This is a genomic window from Bradyrhizobium liaoningense, assembly GCF_018130825.1.
GTDB lineage: Bacteria > Pseudomonadota > Alphaproteobacteria > Rhizobiales > Xanthobacteraceae > Bradyrhizobium > Bradyrhizobium liaoningense_B.
Genome location: NZ_JAFCJS010000002.1, coordinates 153,301 through 177,195, shown reverse-complemented (window position 1 = coordinate 177,195; position 23,895 = coordinate 153,301). Strand labels below are relative to the sequence as shown.

Below are 23,895 nucleotides of genomic sequence, written 5' to 3'. Positions count from 1 at the left end.
CGGAGAAGCAGCCGGCAGCGGGGAGCGCAGCAATGCAAGTCAGTTACGCGACCAACGACATTCCAGCGCATAGCCGGCAGCAATACTGGCAGGACATCGTCTCCAGGACCTATTTCTCACTGGACTTGCGCTTCCCGAGCGGCCGCGATTTCGATGCGCGCCTCGGCGCCTTGTCGATGGGGCCCGTTGCAGTATCCCGCAACATCGCAAATGGCTTGCTCTACAAACGCCATGAACGGCATCTCCAGAGCGAGCGCGAAGAATCCTTCCTGATCACGGTGCCGGAGCTCGCCGAAATCCGCTTCGAGCAGGACAACAAGGTCGTGCACTGTCGGCCAGGCGCATTCCTGATCGAACGCAGCCATCTGCCATACGAATTCAGCCATCAGGATCGGACGGCGCTGTGGGTTCTGAAGATTCCCAGCGCAGTCCTGCGTGCGCGCATCTCGCGCCCCGAACGTCTCGCGACGCTTCAGTTCGATGCAAGCCGCAGCGTCGGCGCCTTGTTCGTCGACACGCTGCGCCTTGCCGGCGAACGCATCAGCGAAATGGACGAGATGGCGCGCACGTTGATGGGCAAGCACCTCGTCGAGCTCCTCACGATGGCCATCGAATCCGACGACCGCGTCCTGACCGGCCACTCGTCCTCCGTTCGTAACGGCCATCTGCTCCGCTGCGAGCATTTCATCCGAACCCGCCTCGAAGACATGCGACTGACGCCGCAGACCATTGCCGACGGCTGCGGCATCTCGCTTCGATACCTGCACCAGATCTTCGAAGGCGAAGGCCTGACGGTCTGCGCCTATATCCGCAACCAGCGTCTGTCGATGTGCGACACCCTGTTGCGCGATCCCAACTGCCGCAAGAGCATTTCAGAAATCGCCTATCAATGGGGATTCGCCGACCAGGCGCAATTCAGCCGGAATTATCGCGGCCGGTTCGGGTGCACCCCGAGCGAAGCACGCGCGGCCTCACGCATCCCGACGTCCTGACGGCCCCACGCCGCACCGGTCTGGCCGATCCTTAGGCAACCAGCCGTCGATCCAGGCACGGGCGAGGTTCGCTCTCTCGCACAAATCTTCCTGCACTCAGCGTCAAGCGCCCAAGCCGCCGGTCTGCCTATGATCGGCGAAACGCTTGCCGGAAAGGAAGACGCATGATGCAGAACCTTCGTGTGGCCGTCGATGTCGGGGGGACTTTCACCGACATCTGCATCATGGACGAGGCGACCGGCCTCATCCGCATCGAGAAGACTTCGTCCACGCGCGACCCGATCGAAGGGATCATGGGCGGCGTATCCAAGGCCGGCATCGATCTTTCCAAGGTGGCCCTGTTTTCGCACGGCACCACGGTTGCGACCAACGCGCTGATCACACGCAGGCTGCCGCGCACCGCCGTGGTGACGACCCAGGGCTTCCGCGACGTGATCGAAATCCGGCGCGCCAACAAGGAAGATCTCTGGGATACCTACAAGGACGTTGTGCGCCCTTACGTGCCGCGACGCGACCGTTTGACTGTGCCCGAACGGGTTGATGCAGGCGGCGCGGTGATCGAGCCGCTCGACGTCGAAGCCGCGCGCAACGTCGCGCGGATTCTCAAGCGCCGGGGCGTCGCCGCGGTCGCCGTATGCTTCATGAACGCCTATCTCAACGGCGCCAATGAACGCGCCATGCGCGATATCCTGCTCGCTGAGATGCCCGACGTCCCCGTCTCGATCTCCTCGCAAGTCCTGCCCGAGATCTTCGAGCACGAACGCTTTTCGACGACAGTAGCCAATGCCGTCGTGAGCCCGGTCGTCGTCAGCTACACGAGCCGGCTCGGCGACCGCCTCGCCGATGAAGGATACACCCGCGATCTCCTGCTGCTCCACACCGGCGGCGGCGTCATGACGCCGGCCTCCGTGAAGGACTTCGCCGCCCGCCTCGCCGGCTCCGGCATTGCCGCAGGCGCCATCGCCAGCCGCTACATCGCCGGCCTCTGCGGCTATCCCAATTCGATCGGCCTCGACATGGGGGGCACCTCGACCGACGTATCGCTGGCCTATGAGGGCCAGTCGCGCATCACCAAGGATTGGTATATCGAGTTCGGCTATCCGATCCGCTTTGCCTCGATCGAGGTGCTCACCATCGGCGCCGGCGGTGGCTCGCTGGCCTGGACCGATCCGGCGGGCTCCTTGCGCAACGGCCCGCAATCGGCCGGCGCCTATCCGGGCCCCGCCTGCTACGGCAACGGCAACACCCAGCCAACCAACACCGACGCCAACGTCACGCTGGGCCGGCTCGGCACCGATCTCGCCGGCGGCAAGGTCAAGCTCGATCCCGCCCTTGCCCGGCAGGCCGTCGAGGAAGGCGTCGCAAAGCCGTTCGGCCTCGGCCTGCATGAGGCGGCCGACGCGATCGTCAAGGTCGCCAATGCCAACATGTCGGACGCGGTCCGGCTGATCTCGATCAGTCGCGGCTATGATCCGCGCGATTTTGCGCTGGTCGCCTTTGGCGGCGCCGGCGCCCTGCATGGCGTCGACGTGGCGCGCGAGCTTGCGATCCCCGTCGTGATCGTGCCGCCAAATCCCGGCGTCACTTCAGCGCTCGGCTGCCTGCTGGTCGACATGCAGCACGACTTCTCGCAGAGCTGCATGGTCGGCGCTGACGAGGCCGACTCCGCCGATATCGAAGCACAGTTCATCGCGCTGGAGAAGGAAGCGCTCACCCGGCTCACCCACGAGGGCGTTGCAGAGGGCGACATTGTGCTGCAGCGATCGATCGACATGATGTATCGCGGCCAATGGCGGTCGCTCGCGGTCCAGGCACCGCGCCCGATCGGCTCGATCTCCGACCTGGTCCAGAGTTTCCATGCCGAGCACAAGCGCGAATACAATTTCCGCCGCGACGATTCGCCCGTGAGCTTCTTCCGGCTGAACCTGAAAGCAATCGGCGTCGTGCCCAAGGCCGAATTCGCCGTCCACAAGCCGACCGGCGTGATCCCTGAGCCGGTCAGCCGCCGCAGGGTGTGGTTCGAGGGCAACGGGCTCGATACGCCCGTCTATGCCCGCGACGACCTGCCCTGCGGCTTCTCCTTCCAAGGCCCTGCGATCGTCGAGCAGGTCGACGCCACCACCGTCGTGCCGCCCGGCGCCAGCGCCGAGGTCGACAAATATCTGAACATCATCATCCGCGTGAAGGAATGAACCATGGCCGGAGATCTTCCGCTCGACCCCGTGACCTTCGAGGTTCTGAAAAACTCCTTCATCACCAGCGTCGACCAGATGGGCGAGCAGGTGCTGCGCACCTGCTACTCCTTCGTGATCTACAATCGTGACTTCTCCAGCGCCCTGCACGACGCCAAGGGAGAATGCGCAGCGCAGGGCAATCAGGACATCGCCGTCCATGTCGGCACGCTGCACTTCACCTGCCAGGACGTCATGCGCCACTTCGAGGGCGACATGCACGAGGGCGACGTGTTCGCAATCAACGATCCTTATGCGGGCGGCACCCACTTCTCCGATGTGCGGCTGATCCGGCCGATCTTCGCCGACGGCAAGATCATCGCCTTCAGCCAGTCCAACGGTCATTGGTCCGACATGGGCGGCAGTGTACCCGGCTCGTTCGACGTCGCGGCGCGCGACATGTTTCGTGAAGGCCTGCGCATCACGCCAGTCCGGCTGTTCGACAAGGGACGCTTCTGCAAGGACGTCGCGCATTTGATCGCGTCCAACACGCGCGATCCCGCCTCCATCATCGGCGATATCCAGGCGCAGGCCGAGGCCACTGCCGTCTGCGGACGCGAGATCCTCCGCCTCGTCAACAAATACGGCCGCGATACGGTCGAGGCCGGTCTGGCCGCAGTCCAGGACTATGTCGAGCGCTCCGCGCGCCAGCGCATCGCCGCGCTGCCCGACGGTGAATGGGAGACGGTCGACTTCATCGATCGCGATCCGGCGGGCGGCGAAGGCATGATCCCGATCCGCATCAAGATGACGATCAAGGGCGACAAGGCGATCTACGACTTCACGGGCAGCCATCCGACCATCGGCTCGATCTACAACTCAGCCTTTGGCGCAACCTTCTCGGCCGTCGCAGCCGGCATGAAGACCTTCTTCCCCGACCTGCCGCTCAACTCCGGTTTCTATCGCTGCTTCGAGATCATCGCTCCTGAAGGCTCGATCGTCGATGCGAAGTGGCCGATCGCGGTCACCGGCTTCCTGATGCCGTTCGAGAAGATCATGAACTCGATCTACGAGATGTGGTCGAAGCTAATGCCCGAGCGTGCGCTCGCCTGCGCCTTCAATCTCGAATATCTGCTCACCGGCGGGTTCGATGGCCGTAGCGCCGACAAGCCGATCTTCATGTTCTACGACTGGCTGCCGGGCGGTTGGGGCGGTCGCAACGGCAAGGACGGCAGCAACGTCACCACCGCCTGCTTCGGTACTGGACTGATGTCGCAGCCGGTCGAGGGCCAGGAGCGCGCCAATCCGATCCTGACCACTAAATGCGAGATCCTGAAGGACTCACCCGGCCCCGGCAAATGGCGCGGCGGCGCCGGCGTGATGAAGACCTCGCGGATGCTGCAGGCCGAGAAGACCGTGATCTCCTACATCTGCGACCGCGAACGCGCCGTGGTGTGGGGCATCGAAGGCGGCCTGCCTTCCATGCCGCACGGGCTGACATTGAAGCGCAAGGACAGCACGCGCGAAGAACGGCTCGGCTCGATCTTTTCCGACGTGCCGATTGGCGAAGGCGACGTTTTCTCCCGACCGACCGCAGGTGGCGGCGGCTTCGGTGATCCGCTCGACCGCGACCCGCGCCTCGTGATCGAGGACATCAAGGACGACTACGTCTCAGTCGAGCGCGCCGCAAAGGACTACGGCGTCGTCGTGCAGATCATCGACGCCGAACTCTGCGAGTACGAGGTGGACAAGACCGAAACCGACGCACTCCGCGCCAGGATCAGGGTGGAGCGGGTCGCGAAGGCCAGGCTCGATCCGGAACTTGTCGCGCGGCGCTTCCGCAGCGGCGAGATCGATGCCCTCGATGTCATCCGCCAGCACGCCGTGATCCTCGACTGGGGCAGCGGCGCCCTCCTTCCCGAATCCACACGCCAGTTCCGCGAAGTCTTCGAGCGGCGCTCGGTCGCAAAGTGGGCAACGGGCTGATCCCCGTCGACGACTGCGTCGCCCACGGGCGGCGTGGCGGTTGCATGCAACAGAGGAACCGAAGCCGTCGGCCCTCACCTTTCATTCGAACCAGGAGGATAGAGCTATGACTCATGCGACGTGCCTTTCGATCGAGCATTTTCGGCCGATCTGCTCCACCCTCGGCATCGCCGCAGGCCTCGCCTTCGCCGCGATGGCGCCCGCCGCGGCCGAGACGCCATGGTTCCCCATGAAGGTCTACGATGCCTCCTCAGGCACACCGAAGCCGGCCGAGTACACGGCTTTGACCAAGGCCGAGAAGCCCTACAAGCTCTGCGTCCTGTTTCCGCATATGAAGGACAGTTTCTGGGTCGCGGTTGCTTATGGCATCGTCAAGCAGGCCGAGGCATTGAACGTCAACATGACGCTCTATGAAGCCGGCGGCTACGAGAACCTGCCCAAGCAGCTCTCGCAGTTCGATGATTGCATGGCGAGCAGTCCCGACGCGATCATCGTCGGCGCCATCTCGGGTGCAGGTCTCAGCAAGAAGTTCGAGGAGGCCAAGGCCAAGGGTGTGCCCGTGGTCGGCGTCGCCAACCCGCTGCCGCCGAATGCCCTGCCTGCCGCGATCTATGTCGACTTCGTCGCCATGGGCGAAGTTACCGGCGCGGGTCTGCTCGCGCAGGCCAAGCCCGGCGACAAGCTCAACATCGTGACCTTCCCCGGGCCGGCCGGCTCGGGCTGGGCGGAGTCCTTCAACGAAGGCTTCAAGAAAGCGGTGGCGAAGAACCCCAACGCCAAGGTCCTGGCCGAGAAGTTCGGCGACTCCGGCGTTGCGGTCCAGCTACAGCTGATCCAGGACGCGCTCCAGGCCTATCCAAACATGAACGTGATCTGGGGCACCGCCCCGACCGCGGAAGCCGCTATCGGTGCGGTCGCCGAAGCCGGCCGCAGCGACATGAAGATCATGTCCTCTTACGAGAACCAAGCGATGCTCGACGCGCTGAACCGCGGCGACGTCCTTGCCTTTGCGACGCAGTACCCGGTCGGCGAAGGCGCCGTCTCGGTCGACCAGGCCGTGCGCCTGATCGAAAAGAAGCCGGTGATGAGCCTCGCCCAGCCGCTGGCGTCAGCCGTCGACAAGACCACCGTTCCGAAACTGCAAATGGACCTCGTGCTGGCACCGGGCAGCTGGAAGCCGGTCTATTCGGTCAAGGCCAAGTAACCCGCAAATCATCGAGGCGGGAGACCTGCGCTCCCGCCTCATCCAACGCCCGCGGAGACCAGATGGACGTCGATACCGACCTGAAGCCGGCCGAACCCTTGCTCGCCTTGCGCGGCATCTCGAAGCGATTCACCGGTGTTCGTGCGCTCGACCGGGTCGATCTCGATGTCCATGCCGGCGAGTTGCACGTGCTGTTCGGTGAGAACGGTGCCGGCAAATCGACCCTGATCAACGTCGTGTCAGGGACATTCCCGCCCGACGAGGGCACATTCCATTTCGGCGGTGAGGAAATCCGCCATCTTACGCCGCAGCGGGCCCGGGCGATCGGCATCAGTCCGGTGTTTCAGGAGTTCTCGCTCGTTCCAAGCCTCACGGTGGAGGAGAACCTGTTCCTCGGCCGCGAGGTCACGCGCGGCGGCGTATTGCATGCCGGCGAGATGCGCAAGCGTGCAACCGCGTTGATCGATGAGCTCGGCTTCGATCTCGATCCCTCGCAGCGGGTCGACGACCTCTCGCGAGCGCACCAGCAGATGACCGAGATCGCCAAGGCTCTACTCAGCCGCGTTCGCCTACTCATCCTCGACGAGCCGACGGCGTCGCTGACCGAGCGCGAGACCGGCCGGCTGTTTGAGCTGATCGCTCGCCTGAAGAGCCAGAATATCGGGCTGATCTACGTCTCGCATCGCATGCGTGAGATCCGCGCACTCGCCGACCGCGTGACCGTGCTGCGCGATGGCCGCCACATCCGCACCCTCGACGCCGCGACCTCGACCGACAGCGAGCTGGTCGAGCTGATGACGGGCCGCAAAATCGACCTGCTGTTTCCGACCATCACTCACAAGCCGGACAAGGTCATGGTCGACGTCGAGAACCTGACACTGGCAGACGGAAGCGTGCGCGACGTGAACTTCCACGCCCGCGCCGGTGAGATCACCGGCGTCGCCGGCCTCGTTGGCTGCGGCAAGTCCGAGCTGATCCGCGCCATCTACGGAATCGAACCGATCGTCTCCGGCACGATCCGGATCGATGGCCTGCCTTACGAATTCCCCGCGCCACGGCGAAGCCTGAAGAATGGCGTCGCCTACTTCCCTGCCAACCGGGTCGCCGAAGGGCTCGCGCTGTCGCGCCCGATTCGCGAGAACGCATCGATGACCGTGCTCGATCTGCCCGCCTTCGCCCGCTTCGGCGTGCTGCGGCAGGCGGTGGAACGCACCACGATCCAAGGCGTCATGGAGCAGTTGCAGCTCAGGCCGCCGAACATCGAGCGGACCGCCGGCGCCCTGTCCGGCGGCAACCGTCAGAAAGTGATGCTCGGCCGCGCGCTGACGCGCGAGCTGACCGTGTTCCTGTTCGATGAGCCGAGCGTCGGTATCGACGTCGGCGCTAAGCTCGGGGTTTACGAATTCATGAAGCGCCTGGTCGAAGCCGGCGCCGCCGTGATCGTGGTGTCGTCGGAGCTGCCGGAGGTGCTGGCGCTGTCGAACCGACTTTACGTCATGCACCACGGCCGCATCGCCGCAGAGCTGACGGGTGCCGAGAAGACCGAGCAGAGCGTGCTGGCGAGCTTCTTTAGAGAGCATCTTGTCGCGGAGGTCGCATGAGCACGGTTGTGACCGCCGGGATGCCTCGACGGTCGACAAGCCTCGGCCGATCGATCGTCGGCCGCATCGGATTCCTGCCGGCGCTGCTGGTCGCCCTCGTCGCGGGCATGTCGGCCGTCGATTCCCAGTTCTACGGCCTCATCAATATCCTCAACATCCTGCGCAACGCATCGTTGCTGGCGATCGTCGCCTGCGGCCAGGCGCTGGTGATCGTCGCGGGCGGCTTCGACCTTTCGGTCGGCGCGGTCGTCGCGCTGGCAAGCGTGGTGACCGCCAAGACCATGGCGGCGACCGCCGCGGCATTCCCGGGCAACACCGCCCTGATCATCGCAAGCGGGGCCGCCGCAGGGATCGGCTGCGGACTCGTGGTCGGGCTCGTCAACGGCTTCTGCGTCGCGAAGCTGAAGGTCTCCGGCTTCGTGGTCACGCTCGGCACGATGTCGGCGACCGCCGGCGTCGGTCTCATGATCACGAGCGGCATCCCTGTCTACGGCATGCCCGACAGCTTCGTGAAGGGATTTGGGCGCGCACAGCTGTTCGGCCTGCCGACCGCTGTCTATGCTGCGCTTGCCGTCATTGCCGTGATGATGTTCATACAGCGGCGCACGCTGTTCGGCCGCTATGTCTATGCGATCGGCGGCAATGTCGATGCCGCCGTCGTCTCAGGCGTGTCGATCCAGCGCCACATCGTCGGCACCTACGCCGTGTCAAGCGTGCTGGCAGCCCTCACCGGTATCCTGCTCACCGCACAGGTTGGCTCCGGCCAGGCTAGCTTTGGTGGCGACCGCATGATGCTGCAGTCGATCGCTGCGGCCGTGATCGGCGGCGTCTCCTTGCGAGGCGGTGTCGGCCGCGTCGAGATTGTGGCCATCAGCGCGCTGTTCCTGACCATTCTCGGCAATGCGCTCAACCTGCTGCATGTCGACTCCCGCCTGCAACCGGTCTTCCTCGGCGTCATCATGGTGGCAGCTGTGGCGCTGGATGAAATGAGCCGACGGAGCAAGGCCCGTGTCTGACCTGGAATTGTCCATGACAACCGAGCAGACCAACCGCAAGAATTCGTTTTCGAGCGAATGGCTGTGGCGCGCGGTCCTGCCGATCGCGCTGGTTGTGCTGCTGCTCGGCTTTGCCGCCGTCGATCGCAGCGTGCTCTCCCCGGCCAATCTGCTTAATATCGCGCAGCAGACCAGCTATCTGGCGCTGTTTGCCATGGCCCAGACCGTGGTGATCCTCACCCGCGGCTTCGACCTCGCGCTTGGGCCGGCCGTTTCAATGGTCAGTGTCGGCACCGCGTTGGCCATGGCCGGCGCCACGGCAGCCGGCCATGATCCGTCCACCGTCCTGCTCGCGGGGCTCGGCGCCGGCTTCGGCCTCGGCATCGCCTGCGGCCTGTTCAATGGCGTGGTCATCGCGCTGCTTGGCGTTAGCCCCTTCGTCGCGACGCTGGGTAGCTACAACATAGCGATCGGCGTCGCCACCACCCTGTCCGCCGGGCGTCCGGTCCAGGGGGTGCCCAAACTGTTCTCGCAGCTCTTTTACAGCGGCAATATTTTTGGCATCCCGGCAGCCATTGTCATCACGCTGGCCATTGGCCTGGTGCTGCATCTGATGCTCGGCCGCACGGTGTTCGGCCGCTCACTCTACATCATCGGGACCAACCCACGCGCCGCGACGGTCGCCGGTCTGCCGGTCAAGCGGATCCTAATCGGCACTTATGTGCTGTGCTCGACGCTCGCCGCGCTCGGCGCGATCATGATGACCGCGCGCACCGGCTCGGGCGAGCCGAATCTCGGTGGCTCGTTGTCATTGCAGGCCATCGCCGGTGCCGTGGTCGGCGGAACGAGCCTGGCAGGCGGACGCGGCGGGGTCGGCACCGCCGTGCTCGGTGCCCTGTTCGTCACGATCCTGTCCAACGGCATGAATCTCACCCGCATCGACGGTTACATCCAGATGGTCGTGCTCGGCGCCATCGTCATCATCGGTGTGCTGCTCGATCGCCTGCGACTGGAGCGACGCCGATGACAACTTGTACTCCCGCACAAGGCAATGCGACTGGAACATTCCATATCGCATCGTCATTGGCCGCCGCCCTCGACGCGCTGAACGACTACGGCCCGGAAGGCGCGGCCTTTGCCGGGGGCACCTGGATCATGCGCGCGCCGATCCGGCATCAACCGCTCAAGGGCTGCTATGTTGCGATCGGGAAAATTCCCGAGCTGACCGAGATTCGGATCGGCCCCGATGCGATCGAAATCGGTGCAGCAGTCACGCACGCCGCACTGGCCTCGGCTTTGGCCGATCTGCCCGAGTTCGCGGTCCTCACGGCGGCCGCGGGCCGCTCTGCGAACCCGGCGATCCGCGCGATGGCAACGATCGGCGGTAATCTGGCGACATCGGACTTTTCCGCGGCAGATTGCGTGCCCGCCCTGCTCTGCCTCGATGCCCAAATTGAGGTCTCGAGCCGAAGCGGCCACGAACGCATGAGCCTCGAGGCGTTCTTGGCGCAGCGATCGGCATTGGCACCAGGCCGGCTGCTTACCAAGATCGTGGTGCCGCGATCCCGGCACAAGACTGCGCATGCGCGACTGCCATTACGTAAGGCTGGCGACTATCCAGTCGCCATCGTGAGCCTGTCCCTGGATGTCGATGCGACGAACCATGTACGCGCGGCGCGGATCGCGATCGGTTCGGTCGAAACGATCGCACGCCGCTGGGAACGGCTCGAAACGGCTCTGCTTGACCGCCTACTCGACCCCTCGCGGGCCGCGGATATCGCCGCCGATCTGGCTGATGAATTCGCCGGCCGCGACAGCGTCGAGGCTCCCCCATGGTATCGCGTCAGCGTACTGCCTGGCCTCGTCCGGCGAGCGACTGCCACGGCGCTTGGCGCCTGAACGAGATTGCTGGAGGTGAACATGGCCCTGAGCCTGACCGTGAATGGTGACCGCCGCGCATCAGCCGCCGATCCCGTAACTCCACTGGTCGACATCCTGCGCGAGGAATTCTATCTCACCGGCACCAAGCCGGTGTGCCGCGAAGGCTTTTGCGGTGCCTGCATGGTGCTGGTCGACGACAAACCGACCCCATCATGCCTGATTCCGGCAGCGCTTGCCGAAGGTTCTGATATCCGGACCGTCGAAGGTCTTGGCACTGGAGGTGCGCCGACCGCAATCCAGGTCGCGCTCGAAGCCTGCGATGCAGTCCAATGCGGCATGTGCTTCCCGGGCATGGTGGTGACCCTGACACATCTTCTGGCGACCTCCCCGGAAGCAACGCGCGACGACGTCCGCGCTGCGCTGAGCGGCAACATCTGCCGTTGCACCGGGTATGAGCGCATCGTCGACGCTGCGCTGTCCGCACTTGCCGCAAAATGATCGAGGGCTACCCCATGTCCGAAATCGCTGCCACCATGGATTTCCGCCGCCGCGATGCGCGTGACAAGCTGCGCGGCCGGACGCGCTACACCATGGATCGCTACCTGCCCGGGATGCTGCACGCCGCTGTACTGCGCGCCAACGTGGCCTCGGGGCGCATCGTCCACCTCGACACGTCGCGCGCCGCGCGCATGCCCGGCGTGCGCGCGATCGTCACCGCGGCGGATGCCCCCGGCAAGATCGGGATCGGTATCGCCGACCACCCGCTATTTGCCCGCGACGTGATCCGCTATGACGGCGAGCCGCTGGCGGCGATCGCAGCCGACACGCTTGCACAGGCGCAGGCTGCGCTTGCGGCGATCGATGTCGAGATCGCGCGGCTGCCGGCAGTGCTCACCATGGCGGAATCCCTCGCACCGGCCGCGCCGCTGGTTCATCCCGACTGGCGCGACTACGAGGTGCTGTTTGAAGGCGGCGCGCGGGCGGGCAACGTGGCCTGGGAGGCAACGGTGATCCGCGGCGACGTCGACGCCGCCTTCGCAAGGCCCGACGTCGAGATCGTCGAGAGCAGTTTTCGCGTTGGCCGCCAGAACCATGTCGCTTTCGAGCCGCGCGCTGTCATCGCGAGCTATGAGGACGGACGATTCCATATCGAGACCTCGACCCAGGTTCCCTGGACCATCCGCAATGCGACCGCGCGGATCCTCGGCGTTGCTCCCTCGCGAGTGCGGGTCACAGTGCCGCCGGTGGGCGGGGCCTTCGGCCTCAAATTCGATCTCGCCATCGAACCATTCGCGGCCCTGCTCGCTCGCGCCAGCGGACAACCGGTGCGGCTTATCAATTCGCGCGAAGAGGAGATGCTGACCTGCCTGTTCCGCGAGAACGCCGAGATTCGCATTCGCTCGGCGGTGACGGGCGATGGCGAGATCGTCGGACGCGAGGCGGTCGTCCTGATGGATTGCGGCGCCTATGGCGGCGAGCAGATCTTCCTGACCACCATGACCGCCCATACGCTTGGCGGAAACTACCGGCTCGGGTCGACGCGCCTGGTCTCGCGCGCGGTCTACACCAACACCGCACCGAACGGTGCCTTCCGCTGCTGCAATGGCGTCTATTGCACCTTCGCGCTGGAGCGGCACACCGACGAGATCGCAGCGCGGATCGGCATGGATCCCCTCTCCTTCCGCCGCCGCAACGTGCTCGGCGACGGCGACCTCGGCGCCACCGGCCAGGTGTTCGAGGGCAACGTGCTCGGCCCGATGCTCGACCGGATGGATACGCTGCGCGAAGCGGCCGCGCCCTCCCACACGCTGGCCGATGGCCGATTGTTCGGACGCGCCACCACGGTCGGCACCTGGTTCGTGTTCGTCGGCCCCTCAGCCGCGACCGTCAACATGAACGCCGACGGGACAGCCACGCTCGTGACATCGGGTGTCGAGATCGGTTCCGGCTCGATGATGCAGAGCCTTCCCCAGATCGTCGCCGGCACGCTCGGCCTCGAGCCCGACGACGTCGTGGTGCGCGCGGCCGATACCGACGCGGCCGGCTACGACGTCGGTGTCGGCGGCGGTCGCACCACAGTGTCGCTCGGCGCGGCGAGCCTTTCGGCAGCGCACGAGGTGCGAACCAAGCTGCTGAAGGTCGCCTCGGAGATGATCGAAGCGGCGCCCGAGGACCTCATGATGCGCCGGGGGCGGATCGAGATCGCCGGCGCGCCCGGCTCTGGTCGTACGATCGCTGACGTCGCAACCCGCGCACAGGCCCAACTCGGTCCGGTTTCCGGCACTGGCGCCTTCACGGGCGCCGGCGTGCCGGCGATGCCCGGTTGTGTCGCCGGACACTTCATCGACGCGATCGATATCCCGGTGTTCGCGGTCCATGACTGTGATGTCGCCGTCGATCCCGACACGGGACATGTCGAGGTGCTGAACTATCGCGTCGTGCAGGATGTCGGCCGCGCGTTGAATCCGCGCGCGATCCATGGCCAGATTCAGGGCGGCGTCGTGCAAGGCCTGGGTTATGCCCTGCACGAAGAGGTGACGATCGGTACAAATGGACGCGTCTGCCAGAACGGCTTCGAGACGTACCGCCTGCCGCTGGCGCTCGACGTCGTGCCGGTCGAGATCAGCCTGTACGAAGGCGCGCCGTCGGTCGGGCCGCTCGGCACCAAAGGTGCCGGAGAGGTGCCGATCCTGAACGTCGGCGCGACCATCGCCTGCGCGGTGGCGAACGCAACCGGAAAGCGTGTCCAGGAACTGCCGCTGACGCCGCCGCGGGTGCTCGAACTGCTGCTCGACCGCAAGGGTGAGCTCAGCCTCCCCCACATCGCCGAGGCCTGGGTCGACAATCTGGTACGACCCCACGGCACGGCTGCACCGAATCGAAAGTGACGCATTTTGGCCATTGAAACCATCGATTCTGCCGCGTCGTTCGATCCGGTCACGCACGAAATCATCCAGGGCAAGCTGCTCTCCGTCGTCGATGAAATGGCGATCGTGATGACGAAGACCAGCATGAGCCCGGTGATCTACGAGGTGCTGGATTTCGCATGCGGCATCTGCAATGCGCACGGCGAGCTCATCGCCCAGACCAACGGGATTACGCTGTTTACCGGAACGTTCGGCGCGCAGATCCGCAGCGTCATCGACCGGTTCGGCACGTCGATTTTTCCCGGCGATGTGATCGTCACCAACGACCCTTTTCGCGGCGGCACCCATGCCTGTGATTTCGCGATGGTGCGTCCGGTGTTCGCCGAAGGTCGACTGATCGCGTTTGCCATCAATGTCGCGCATTGGCTGGACGTCGGCGGCGCGATTCCGGGAAGCCTGCCGCCCGATGCGACCTCGATCTTTCAGGAAGGGCTGCGACTGCCCTGCGTGAAGATCACCGAAAGAGATCAATTGGTCGAGAGCATCGTCGAAATCATCCGCGAGAACGTCCGGCTTCCCGACATGGCTATTGGCGACCTCCATGCCCAGCTCGCCACCGTCCAGATCGCGGACCAGAGGCTGCAGGAGGTGGTCGGCCGATACGGTGCCGACACACTGCTCGCTTCGTTCGATCAGTTGCTGCGAGATTCTGAGACCAGAGCCAGGGAACTCATCCGATCGCTGCCGAATGGCGAATACATCGCCACCGACGTGATCGACGGCGATGGCGTCAGTCCGCTTCCCATCGAGGTCAGGGTTGCGGTCCGTATCGCAGGTGACTGCATGGAGGTCGACTTCACGGACTGCCCCTCGGCATGCGCCGGTCCGATCAACTGCGCCCGCGGCGCACTGCACTCCGCAGTGAAGACCGTCTTCAAAGCCCTGGTCGCGCCCCACGAACCCTCGAACGAAGGTTGGTTTCGCCCATTGTCGATCTCGGCCCCGCAGGGCACGCTGTTTACCGCCGAGCGACCGTCTCCGACCGGCTGGTATTATGAAGGGTCAGTGCATGCCTCCGAGCTGGTCTGGAAGGCGCTGGCGCCGATCCTGCCCGAACGATTTTCTGCCGGCTCCTATACCAGTCTCTGTGTCACCTACATCGCCGGACATGATGAAGCCGGCGACTTGTTCGTCCATATCGAACCCGAGCACGGAGGCTGGGGCGCTTGTCACGACAGGGACGGCGCCAATGCGCTGATCGCGCTGACCGACGGCGATACTTACAACTATTCCGTCGAACTGATCGAAGCCAAGTTTCCGCTGCTGGTCGAACGCTACGGCTTCAATGTCGAAGGCGGTGTCGGTGCCGGCCGCTTTCGTGGCGGATACGGTCTGGTGAGGGAATATCGGATCCTGGCCGAGCGCGCCGAGGTCTATTGCGGCTTTGGGCGGACGGTCACGCCGCCATGGCCAATGGACGGCGGCAAGTGCGGATCGGTCAACTATCTTGAAATCGTGAAGCCCGACGGAGGCGTCTTGAAGCTCGGACGATCGCCGACCAAACCCGTTGGCCAGGGCGACCGTATCAAGATCGTGACGGGCGGCGGCGGCGGTTGGGGAGCACCATCGGACCGGGCCCCCGCAATGGTGACAGCCGACATCGAGAGCGGACTGATCTCGCGGGAAGATGCACAGCGCATTTACGGAAGACAGCAATGACGCTTGGCCAGGGGTCCACGGCATGATTCGCCTTGCCACGGATGTGGGCGGCACTTTTACCGACCTGATCGCCTATGACGACACCAGTGGTGCAGTCGTCTTCTCGAAGAGCCTGACAACCGTCGATGATCAATCCGTCGGGGTACTAGACACCATCGCCATGGCCGAGCGATCCGGATTGGGCGTCGACGCCATCGGCTTCTTCGTTCACGGCGGCACAACCGTCATCAACGCCATAACCGAGCGCAAAGGCGTCAAGACTGCGCTGATTACGACGGCTGGTTTCCGTGACGTGCTCGAAATCGGCAGGGGCAACCGACCCGATCTGTATAATTTGCGTACCAGGACTCCGGCGCCCTTCGTACCGCGCCATCTGCGGTTCGAAGTGCGAGAGCGCATGAGCGCGTCAGGCGAGGTCCTGCACACCTTGGACCAGGAAGATGTCGCGCGCTGCGCCCGGCAATGCCGCGAGCAGCAGGTTGCTGCTGTCGCGATCATCTTCCTTCATAGCTACGCCAATCCCGCCCACGAGAAGCAATGCGCGGAACTGCTGCGCAAGGAGCTGCCTGGGATTTCAGTTTGTGCCAGCCACGAAATCTCGCGGCAGTGGCGCGAATACGAGCGATCCAACACGGTCGCGCTCAATGCCTATGTTCAGCCCATCATCAGAAATTACTTCGACAACCTCGGTACCGCGCTGGAAAGGAAGGGGATAAATTGCCCCACCTATGCGATGCAATCGAACGGCGGCGTCGCAAGCTTCGAACAGGTGGTAACAGCTCCCCTCACACTGGTCGAATCCGGTCCATCCGGCGGCGTGGCCGGCGCGGCGCGTATCGGATCGGAGATCGGCGAAACCGATATTCTGTACCTGGACGTCGGCGGCACGACCGCGAAATGCTCCCTGATCAAGGCGGGACAGCCCAAGGTCGACGCAGAATATCGCCTCGAGAAGACCCGAAGCTCCCCTGGTTACACCATTCAAGTCCCGGTCGTTGATATCGTAGAGGTCGGCGCCGGCGGGGGCTCGATAGCCTGGCTCGACTCGAGCGGCAGGCTGCGGGTCGGCCCTCAAAGCGCGGGATCGAACCCAGGACCTGCCTGTTACGGCAGAGGTGGCGCCGACCCGACGGTGACGGACGCCAAACTGGCTCTCGGAATTCTGGACCCGCTCACCTTCGCCGACGGCCGCATGCCGCTCGACGTCGATCGTGCGCGTGCGGCGATCGCCCGTGTCTCCCTGCCGATGAAGCTCCCCGTCGAACAGGCCGCGCTCGCGATCGTCAAGGTGACCGAAGAGTCCATGATCAACGCACTGAAGTTGATCACCATACAGCGGGGACACGATCCGCGCGATCTCGTTTTGATCGTATCCGGAGGCGCGGGACCGTTGCTGGCTGCCAGCCTCGGGCGAGAACTGAATGCCAAACGGACCGTGATTCCCACGCATCCCGGTATCTTTTCGGCCTGGGGAATGCTTGCTGCGCGGCCGCGCGCTGACATCAGGCGGACAGTGTTAAAGACGGTCAGCGAGCATGAAATGGATTCGATTGCGCAATTGTTTGCGGAGCTCGAACAGGAGGCCATCGAATATTTCGCCGGAACCAGCACAGCCAGATTGAAATTCCATCATTATGCCGAGATGCGATATAGAGGCCAAGAGCATAGCGTCTCCGTGACCATTTCCGGCGGCAGCGCCGAGGAATTATTGTCCAGTTTCCATGCCACCCATCAGAAGGCATTTTCGTTCGCGTTGATGACCGCAACAGCCGAGATCACGACGCTTCATCTGCAGACCGAGATGCTCAGCGAAGTGATCGCCCTGCCGAAGATCCAGGGCAACCCGCAAGATACGCTCGACAACGCTCTCAAGGGCCAACGCTTCATTTTCCTGGCAAGGGAGAATGATTGGGTCGCCTGCAACGTCTATGACCGAAACCTACTTCCGATCGGATCGCTGACTCCGGGCCCGGCGCTCGTCGAAGAAGCCACGACGACAACGTTCGTGCCGCCTGACCAGATGTTCACTCGCGACGAGACGGGTCAGCTCGTCGTCCGGGGTCATGCGCCGATGACCGGCTCGGAAAGTGGAGCGGCCTGATCCGACATTCTCTGATCGTAGCCGTTACGAATTCGAGAGATTCTTCAGGCAGCGTGCTTGTACGACGCTGCATTTCATCCACTAGGCATCTAAAATGAGATCGGTCAGAGGAATCGCCTGACAGGTTAGACAGTGCCCTTCTTCCAAATCAGGGCTGTCGATCAGATGACGTACGCGGCCCTCCTTGATGGACACACAACAATTTTCGCATTGGCCGACGCGACATCCGCTCGGCAGCGAAAGACCCGCTTGTTCCGCTACAGCCAAAATGCCGCCTGCCGGATTTTGCGGAAGCCAGGTCACAGTTTTTCCGGAGCGGACAAAAGTGATCCGTCGGGGCGATTGATCGTCCGGCATCGCCAGGACAGGCGAGTGGAACCGTTCGGAAAAAATCTCGAAATCCGGTACGCCCCGAGCTTTCAGGCCATCCCTGACGTCGCGCATCATCGAGTCGGACGCGCACATGTAAAATCGCGCGCGGCGGCGCAGGAGATCCGGCTCGATATCATAGGCGGTGAAACGCCCCTCGCGATCGAAGCGATCATTGTCTGTAGGCTGGCTAAGATAGGTAATCACCGTCAGGTTCGGCAGCCGCTGTCGCAGCACCTCCAGCCGTTCGCGGAACGGCTGGCTTGAGCCCCTACGGCAACCATAGTGCAGCGTGATCTCGGGCTCGTCACTATCGCTCTGCAAGGTTTCCAAATAGGACAAGAACGGCGTGATGCCGATGCCGCCGGCGATCAGCACGATCGGAAATTCGTTGCGCAGTGGAAGAACGAACCCTCCCCTCGGCGCTTCCAGCTCGACATGGTCGCCGGGCGCGAGTCGGGATCTGATCGCTCCCGAAACCAATCCGCCTTCGATGTGCCGTACGGCAATGCGATAGGCGTCGGGCTCCGCGATGGCCGCGCCGATCAGCGAATAGCACCTGCTGGCGCCCTCCACGCGAAAGCCGACATATTGGCCGGGCCGGAACGGCGCCAGCAAACCGCCATCGCTCGGTCGCAAGGTCAGCTCGACGACATCTCCGGTGATCTCGCGGCGCCCGGCGACCGCAAAGGATCTCCAGCCGGCCCAAGCCCGGTTTTCGCAGCATTCCACATCGCAGGCGAACGAACGAAGCGCCAACGCCCCGCTGAGCGGATCGCGCTCGTCTTCGGAGATCACGGCGTTGAAGCTCGATCCGATAGGTAGCGTGCCGTCGGGCAGATAGCCGGGCAGACCGAGATCTGGAGATGGCTGCCACCAACCGTAATCGCTGGCTACGACATCCTCTGCCAGCGCATCGTTGAACGCCGCCCGCATCCTGATCCTGCCCTTGCGGGTGCACACCGTCATCCAGGCACCGGCGTCAATTCCCTTACGGCGCGCGAGCGCGGGATGAATTTCCGCTGTCGGCTCCACGCGCTTGCGACGCAAGGCGATGATACCACGGTGCTGGCTGTGACAGAAATGGCCGCTATTGGCTGAAAACAGCGTGAGCGGGAAGCTGTCGTTGCGGTGCTCGGCAGGTTCGACAAAGCGCGGCACCGCCGGATAGCCGTAGCGGTGCAACAGCTCAGAATAGAGCTCGGCCTTGCCCGTTTGGGTCGCAAATCCGCTGCGGCGATATTTTCGATGATCGTGCTTTAGCGGCACTCGGATGCCTTCAGGCGCCGCACGCAGGGCCTTAAGAGTCAGCCCCAGAGGCGCCAGCAGATGCGCAAAGCCCTTCTCGATGTCGCCGTCGAAGAACAATTCTCCCATGTCCAGGCGGCGCGCTAGCTGAAAGACGATCCACATGTCCGAGCGCGCATCGCCCTGACGCGGAATCATCGGGTTCCGCAGCTGAACCAGCTCCTGCGCCTCCGGCGAGATTTCGAACCCGAGCCGCAGCGCCTCGTGCTCCCACGGACTGGAGACCGGCAACACGATGTCGGCCATTTCCGCGGTCGGATTGAGAAACAGATCGCAGTGAACCTGGAAATCGAGCGCCTTCAACGCCTCGCGGCCACGGTCAGGCGCCGGATGCGATACCAGCATGTTCGAACCGAAGGCAAACAGCGCGCGAATCCGATAGGGCTTGCCGATCAGGGCCGCGTCATAAAAATCGGTCGACGTGATCCAACCATCGGCCGGCGGACCAAGCGGCCGCTCGGCAAGACCAAGTGCGCGCACGCGGGTCTCAGGCTCGATCATCGAGATCGAATGCAGCGCAGGAGCCGGCAGAGCCGGCATGCGGACGTTGCCGCCTGGCGCGTCGAAATGGCCTGTCAGCGCGTAGAGCGTCGCGATCGCGCGCTCGGTCTGCGAGGCGTTGGTGTGCTGCCCGACGCCGGTCCAGCCATGGTAGCAGATCGATTTGGCATCGGCGATGGCGCGAGCAAGCTGCTCCACCTCGGCTGCCGGAATGCCAGTGATCTGTTCGACGGTTGCCGGATCGTAGGCCTGAGTCGCACCGAAATAATGATCGAATGCGGTCCTGCATGCGATGGTCCTGTCGGCCGCCGCGATCTCAAAACAGCCTTCGAGCGCGGCTTCAGTGAGTCCGTCCTCGGCCGCCGCCAGCTGATCGGAGCGCGATGACCAGACCAGATAGCCCTCGCCTGACAGGCCGACATCAGCCGGGCGCAGAAACCGTCCATCATCCTCGCGCACCAGAAACGCGGCGTTGGTCCAGTGGCGGACGAACTCGGCGTCATATGCGCGATTGACGATCAGCCAGCGGGCAAGCCCGAGGGCGAGCGCTGCATCGGTCCCCGGCCTGATGCGCAGCCAGAGATCGGCATCGCGTGATGATCCGTTGCGCCGGGGATCGATCGCAACGAGCCTAGCGCCCTTCTTCCGTGCTTCTGCGATCGCCTCGGCTTGCGCCAACCAGACGTTGGCGGGATTGTGCCCCCACAGCAGGATCAGATCCGAATGCCGATAGTCGGCAGGCGGCAGACCACAGCCGAACGTAAAGGCGTGGGCGTGGTCCTTGTGCCAGTTGCATATCTCCGTCGAGAAGACCGTATTGGGGCTTCCAAAGCCGCGAACAAAGCGCTGAATCCAGTCGAGGCTGTCCGAGGTTGACGACGACGAGCCGGATGTAATGGCGAATGCGACCGACTCCGGTCCCGTCTCGGCACGGTAGCGCGCAAGCTTGTCCGCGATTTCAGTCAGCGCCTCGTCCCAGGTGATCGGCACGAAACCGGGATTCGCAGCGCCCTTCGGCGCCGTTCGCCGCAACGGGGTTTTCAGCCGACGCGCCGAATGCGCAATCTCCGGCGCAGCCCGCCCCTTCGGGCACAACGCCTTGCCAGTGGGGTGTGAGGGATCGGGCCTGACAGCGACGAGCCGGTCATTCTCGATGACGTTTATGGTACCGCAGCGCGATCGACACAACGTGCAGAAGCCCGGTTTTTCGATGGTCGGCATTGCCCTTCCTTTCGAGGCGACCCGGCTTATGGCGCCGCACCGCCCGCTACGGAATCCCATCCACCGACGAGCAGCGAGGCCGCCGCAAGATCCTCGGATGCCGCGCCGACCGACTTGAAGATCGTGATCTCGCTCTCATCGAGGCGCCCCGGTCGCGCGCCACTCGTCAGCTCATGCAGATCACCGCAGATCTTGTCGGCCTGCCAGCGGTGCGCAGCAATCGGTTGGAGCAGATCGCCTGCTTCGGCGAGCGCGCCGCCATACGTATCGACAAACACGCGGCTGCGGCAGATCGCTTCGTCGTCGCTCTCGCGCATGTTCGGCGTGAACGCGCCGACGAGGTCAAGATGTGTCCCGGGCCGCAAATACCGACCCAGCACGATCGGCTCGGTGGACGTCGTGGCACAGCTGACGATGTCCGCCCGAGCCAAAGCCTCCGTCAGATCGGCGACGGGCTCGGCGGCGAATCCCTGGCGGGAGAACGTGTCGGCGAAGCCCCGCGCACGTTCCGAATTGCGCCCCCAGACAAGCACGCGTTCGATCGGACGTACGGCGCGATGCGCCGCAGGCAGGCTGGCCGCGATGCGGCCGGTTCCTATGACGAGCAGCGTATTGCTGTTCGATCGCGACAGATATCGCGAAGCCAGGGCAGAGGCGGCTGCGGTACGCCGGTTGGTCAGCGCTTCGCCATCGATCATGGCGCGAGGCTGTCCCGTTGCCCCGTCGAACAAGGTATAGAGCGACGATACCGAGCCGATCCCGCGGTCGGCATTGGCAGGAAACACCGTGACGAGCTTCACCCCGAGCGCCTTCCCGCGCTCCCAGGCCGGCATGGTCAGCAGATGTCCCGGCTTGTCGGGCGTTCCAAGCTCGTAGCTCTGTCGAACCGGCATCGCCTCGCCGCCGCGTCGAAAGGATTCGGCGAGAGCGTCGATCAGCCTGACATAGTCGAGGCCGACTTCTACCTCGGCTGCCGTATAGTAACGCAACAAGATTTCCTCACTTCATCTATTCGATCGACGCGATGCCCGTGCAGGTCCAGATGATCTCTGCGTCCACTCTGCTCAGAGAAATGATCGCATGTCCCATCTTGCTGTCGAAGTAAGCGCTGTCGCCGGCCTCGAGAATGACGGGCGCGTAGAACTCCGTGTGAAGCTGGATGCGGCCGGAGAGCACGCAGAGGAACTCCTCGCCCTGATGGCGCACCCAGTTTGGAAATTCGTCCAGGCTCCGCGCGACCACCCGCGACTTGAACGGCAGGATCTGCTTGTGCGCGAGATCAGTCGCGAGCAATTCATAGTGATAGGTCGCCGTCTGATGGGATCTGCCCTCGCCACGGCGCGTGATGCTGCAGCGCCCGAACGGAGCGCTCTGCTGGCGCGTGTCGAACAGCTCGACAATGTCGAGCCCGGTGCCGCGAACAATCTTCTGCAGCACATCGTATGTCGGCGACATCTGGCCATTCTCGATCTTTGAGAGGGTCGAACGCGATACGCCGGTGCGCTGGCTGACGTCTTCCAGCGTCCAGCCGTTGTCGAAACGCATGCGCTTCAAGCGCTGGCCGAGATCGACGGACGTATCCTCCTTGGCCGGCCGTGGCGCGGAAAACCGGGCCGGCACCGACGGCGCGAGCTGCGCCGCGGCGCTGATGCGGGGTTTGGTCGCTTTCTTGGCCACGGCCATTCCTTCTCGGGACCGTCACGGACGGCGCTGGTCACGCCGCCCGTGGCGGGGGTTCATTTCTTCACGAGCGAACACTCGCTCTGGCTGAGTGGAAGGAATACCTGATCCCCCGGCGCACTTGCCACAACATTATAATAGTCCCACGGCCCCTTCGATTCGGAAGGCTTCTTGACCTGGACGAGCAGCATATCATGGACCATCCGCCCGTCCTCCCGGACCTTGCCGTTCTTGGCAAAGAAGTCGTTGACAGGCAGCTCACGCATCTTGGCGGCGACAGCCTTGGCTTCGTCCGTCCCCGCGGCCTGCACCGCCTTGAGATAGTGCAACACTTCCGAATAGACGCCCGCCTGCAGCGCGGTCGGCATGGTCTTGCGTACCTCGAAGACGCGCTTGGCGAAGGCACGGGTTTCGTCGTTCTGATTCCAGTAGAAGCCCTCAAGGAACGACATGCCCTGCGCGCTGGAGAGACCGAGCGCATGAATGTCGGTCAGAAACACCACCGGAGCGCTGAGGATCTGGCCGCCTGCGGTGATCCCGAATTCGCTGGCCTGCTTGATGGCCGTTGTCAGATCCTTGCCCGCAGTTGCCAGCAGGATCACCTTGGCCTTCGACGCCTGGGCCGGCAGCAGGAAAGCCGAGAGATCGTTGGCGCCGAAGGGGTGGCGCACGGAACCGACGAGCTTACCGCCATTGGCCTTGATTGCGTCGATCGCGATCTTCTCGAGCGAATGTCCGAACGCGAAGTCAGCGGTGATGATGAAGAAGGTGTCGTTGCCCTTCTCGATCAAGGTCCTGACCGGACCGACGACATTGGAGTAGTTGTCGTAGACCCACTGAAATCCGGTCGGTGAGCACGCCTTGCCCGTGAGATCGGTCGTACCCGGCGAGGAAAACAGTGCGATCCTGTTGGTCTCTCGCGTCAACTGCTGAACCGCCAGCGCAATGGCGCTGTTGGTGACGTCGACGATGGCGTCGACCTTCTCGCTTTCGATCCACTGCCGCGCAATGCCGAGACCGACATCGGCCTTCTGCTGGTGGTCGGCGCCGACCACCTCGACCGGCTTGCCGAGCACGGTCCCGCCGAAATCGGTGACGGCCATTCGCGCGGCAAGCAGCGAACCCGGACCGTTCATGTCCGAATACTGGCCAGACATGTCCGTCAGCACGCCGAGCTTGACGATGTCGTCGCTGGCTTGCGCGAACGCCGTTCCCGCCTGACCGAGAGAACCGAGGACGGAGAGCGCTGCAAGTCCCCGCATGAATCGCCGATGCATCTTCAATTGCCGCTCCTCTTTA

At 63.9% G+C, this 23,895-nt stretch carries 16 protein-coding genes; 12 read left to right on the top strand and 4 right to left on the bottom strand.

What is annotated here, in order from left to right:
* The first annotated feature begins 32 nt into the window (after positions 1–32).
* The 12 genes from JQ603_RS09385 to JQ603_RS09330 all read left to right on the top strand — a co-directional run bounded on the left by JQ603_RS09385 (position 33) and on the right by JQ603_RS09330 (position 17,517).
* Positions 33–992, top strand: coding sequence for a helix-turn-helix domain-containing protein (locus JQ603_RS09385; RefSeq protein ID WP_212338613.1), 960 nt, complete (start codon positions 33–35; stop codon positions 990–992).
* Positions 993–1,159: 167 nt separating this feature from the next.
* Positions 1,160–3,184: a hydantoinase/oxoprolinase family protein gene (locus JQ603_RS09380; protein WP_212339960.1), complete on the top strand. Its 2,025-nt coding sequence runs from the start codon at positions 1,160–1,162 to the stop codon at positions 3,182–3,184.
* A gap of 3 nt (positions 3,185–3,187) precedes the next feature.
* Positions 3,188–5,149, top strand: a complete 1,962-nt coding sequence (locus JQ603_RS09375; protein WP_212338611.1) for a hydantoinase B/oxoprolinase family protein — start codon at positions 3,188–3,190, stop codon at positions 5,147–5,149.
* Positions 5,150–5,255: 106 nt separating this feature from the next.
* Positions 5,256–6,353, top strand: coding sequence for a TMAO reductase system periplasmic protein TorT (torT, locus tag JQ603_RS09370; RefSeq protein WP_212338608.1), 1,098 nt, complete (start codon positions 5,256–5,258; stop codon positions 6,351–6,353).
* Positions 6,354–6,415: 62 nt separating this feature from the next.
* Positions 6,416–7,954 carry a sugar ABC transporter ATP-binding protein gene (locus JQ603_RS09365; RefSeq protein WP_212338605.1) on the top strand — a complete coding sequence of 513 codons (1,539 nt, stop codon included), beginning with the start codon at positions 6,416–6,418 and terminating at the stop codon, positions 7,952–7,954.
* Entirely contained in the window at positions 7,951–8,970 is a 1,020-nt protein-coding gene (locus JQ603_RS09360) for an ABC transporter permease (protein ID WP_212338602.1), read from the top strand. The genes JQ603_RS09365 and JQ603_RS09360 overlap by 4 nt, the downstream gene beginning before the upstream one ends.
* 13 nt (positions 8,971–8,983) lie before the next feature.
* A complete protein-coding gene (locus JQ603_RS09355) occupies positions 8,984–9,976 on the top strand; it encodes an ABC transporter permease (protein WP_245003528.1) in 993 nt (330 codons plus the stop codon).
* Positions 9,973–10,848 carry an FAD binding domain-containing protein gene (locus tag JQ603_RS09350; protein ID WP_212338583.1) on the top strand — a complete coding sequence of 292 codons (876 nt, stop codon included), beginning with the start codon at positions 9,973–9,975 and terminating at the stop codon, positions 10,846–10,848. The genes JQ603_RS09355 and JQ603_RS09350 overlap by 4 nt, the downstream gene beginning before the upstream one ends.
* A 21-nt stretch (positions 10,849–10,869) precedes the next feature.
* Positions 10,870–11,328, top strand: a complete 459-nt coding sequence (locus tag JQ603_RS09345; protein WP_212338580.1) for a (2Fe-2S)-binding protein — start codon at positions 10,870–10,872, stop codon at positions 11,326–11,328.
* Between the two features lie 14 nt (positions 11,329–11,342).
* Entirely contained in the window at positions 11,343–13,718 is a 2,376-nt protein-coding gene (locus JQ603_RS09340; protein WP_212338572.1) for a xanthine dehydrogenase family protein molybdopterin-binding subunit, read from the top strand.
* 6 nt (positions 13,719–13,724) lie between these two features.
* Positions 13,725–15,416: a hydantoinase B/oxoprolinase family protein gene (locus JQ603_RS09335; protein WP_245003527.1), complete on the top strand. Its 1,692-nt coding sequence runs from the start codon at positions 13,725–13,727 to the stop codon at positions 15,414–15,416.
* A 22-nt stretch (positions 15,417–15,438) separates the two neighbouring features.
* The gene (locus JQ603_RS09330) at positions 15,439–17,517 is read left to right on the top strand and encodes a hydantoinase/oxoprolinase family protein (protein ID WP_212338569.1); all 2,079 of its coding nucleotides are present in this window, start codon (positions 15,439–15,441) and stop codon (positions 17,515–17,517) included.
* 81 nt (positions 17,518–17,598) lie between these two features.
* On the opposite strand, the gene JQ603_RS09325 is transcribed toward JQ603_RS09330, so the two are convergent.
* Genes JQ603_RS09325 through JQ603_RS09310 form a run of 4 tightly spaced genes read right to left on the bottom strand, consistent with a single transcriptional unit; the run spans position 17,599 to position 23,873 of the window.
* Positions 17,599–20,916 carry a molybdopterin-dependent oxidoreductase gene (locus JQ603_RS09325; RefSeq protein WP_212338566.1) on the bottom strand — a complete coding sequence of 1,106 codons (3,318 nt, stop codon included), beginning with the start codon at positions 20,914–20,916 and terminating at the stop codon, positions 17,599–17,601.
* A gap of 26 nt (positions 20,917–20,942) precedes the next feature.
* Complete coding sequence (locus tag JQ603_RS09320) at positions 20,943–21,905, bottom strand: ornithine cyclodeaminase family protein (protein ID WP_349630720.1); 963 nt, start codon at positions 21,903–21,905, stop codon at positions 20,943–20,945.
* Between the two features lie 19 nt (positions 21,906–21,924).
* Positions 21,925–22,599: a helix-turn-helix domain-containing protein gene (locus JQ603_RS09315; protein WP_271580420.1), complete on the bottom strand. Its 675-nt coding sequence runs from the start codon at positions 22,597–22,599 to the stop codon at positions 21,925–21,927.
* A 53-nt stretch (positions 22,600–22,652) separates the two neighbouring features.
* Positions 22,653–23,873 carry an ABC transporter substrate-binding protein gene (locus JQ603_RS09310; RefSeq protein WP_245003526.1) on the bottom strand — a complete coding sequence of 407 codons (1,221 nt, stop codon included), beginning with the start codon at positions 23,871–23,873 and terminating at the stop codon, positions 22,653–22,655.
* Between the last annotated feature and the right edge of the window lie 22 nt (positions 23,874–23,895).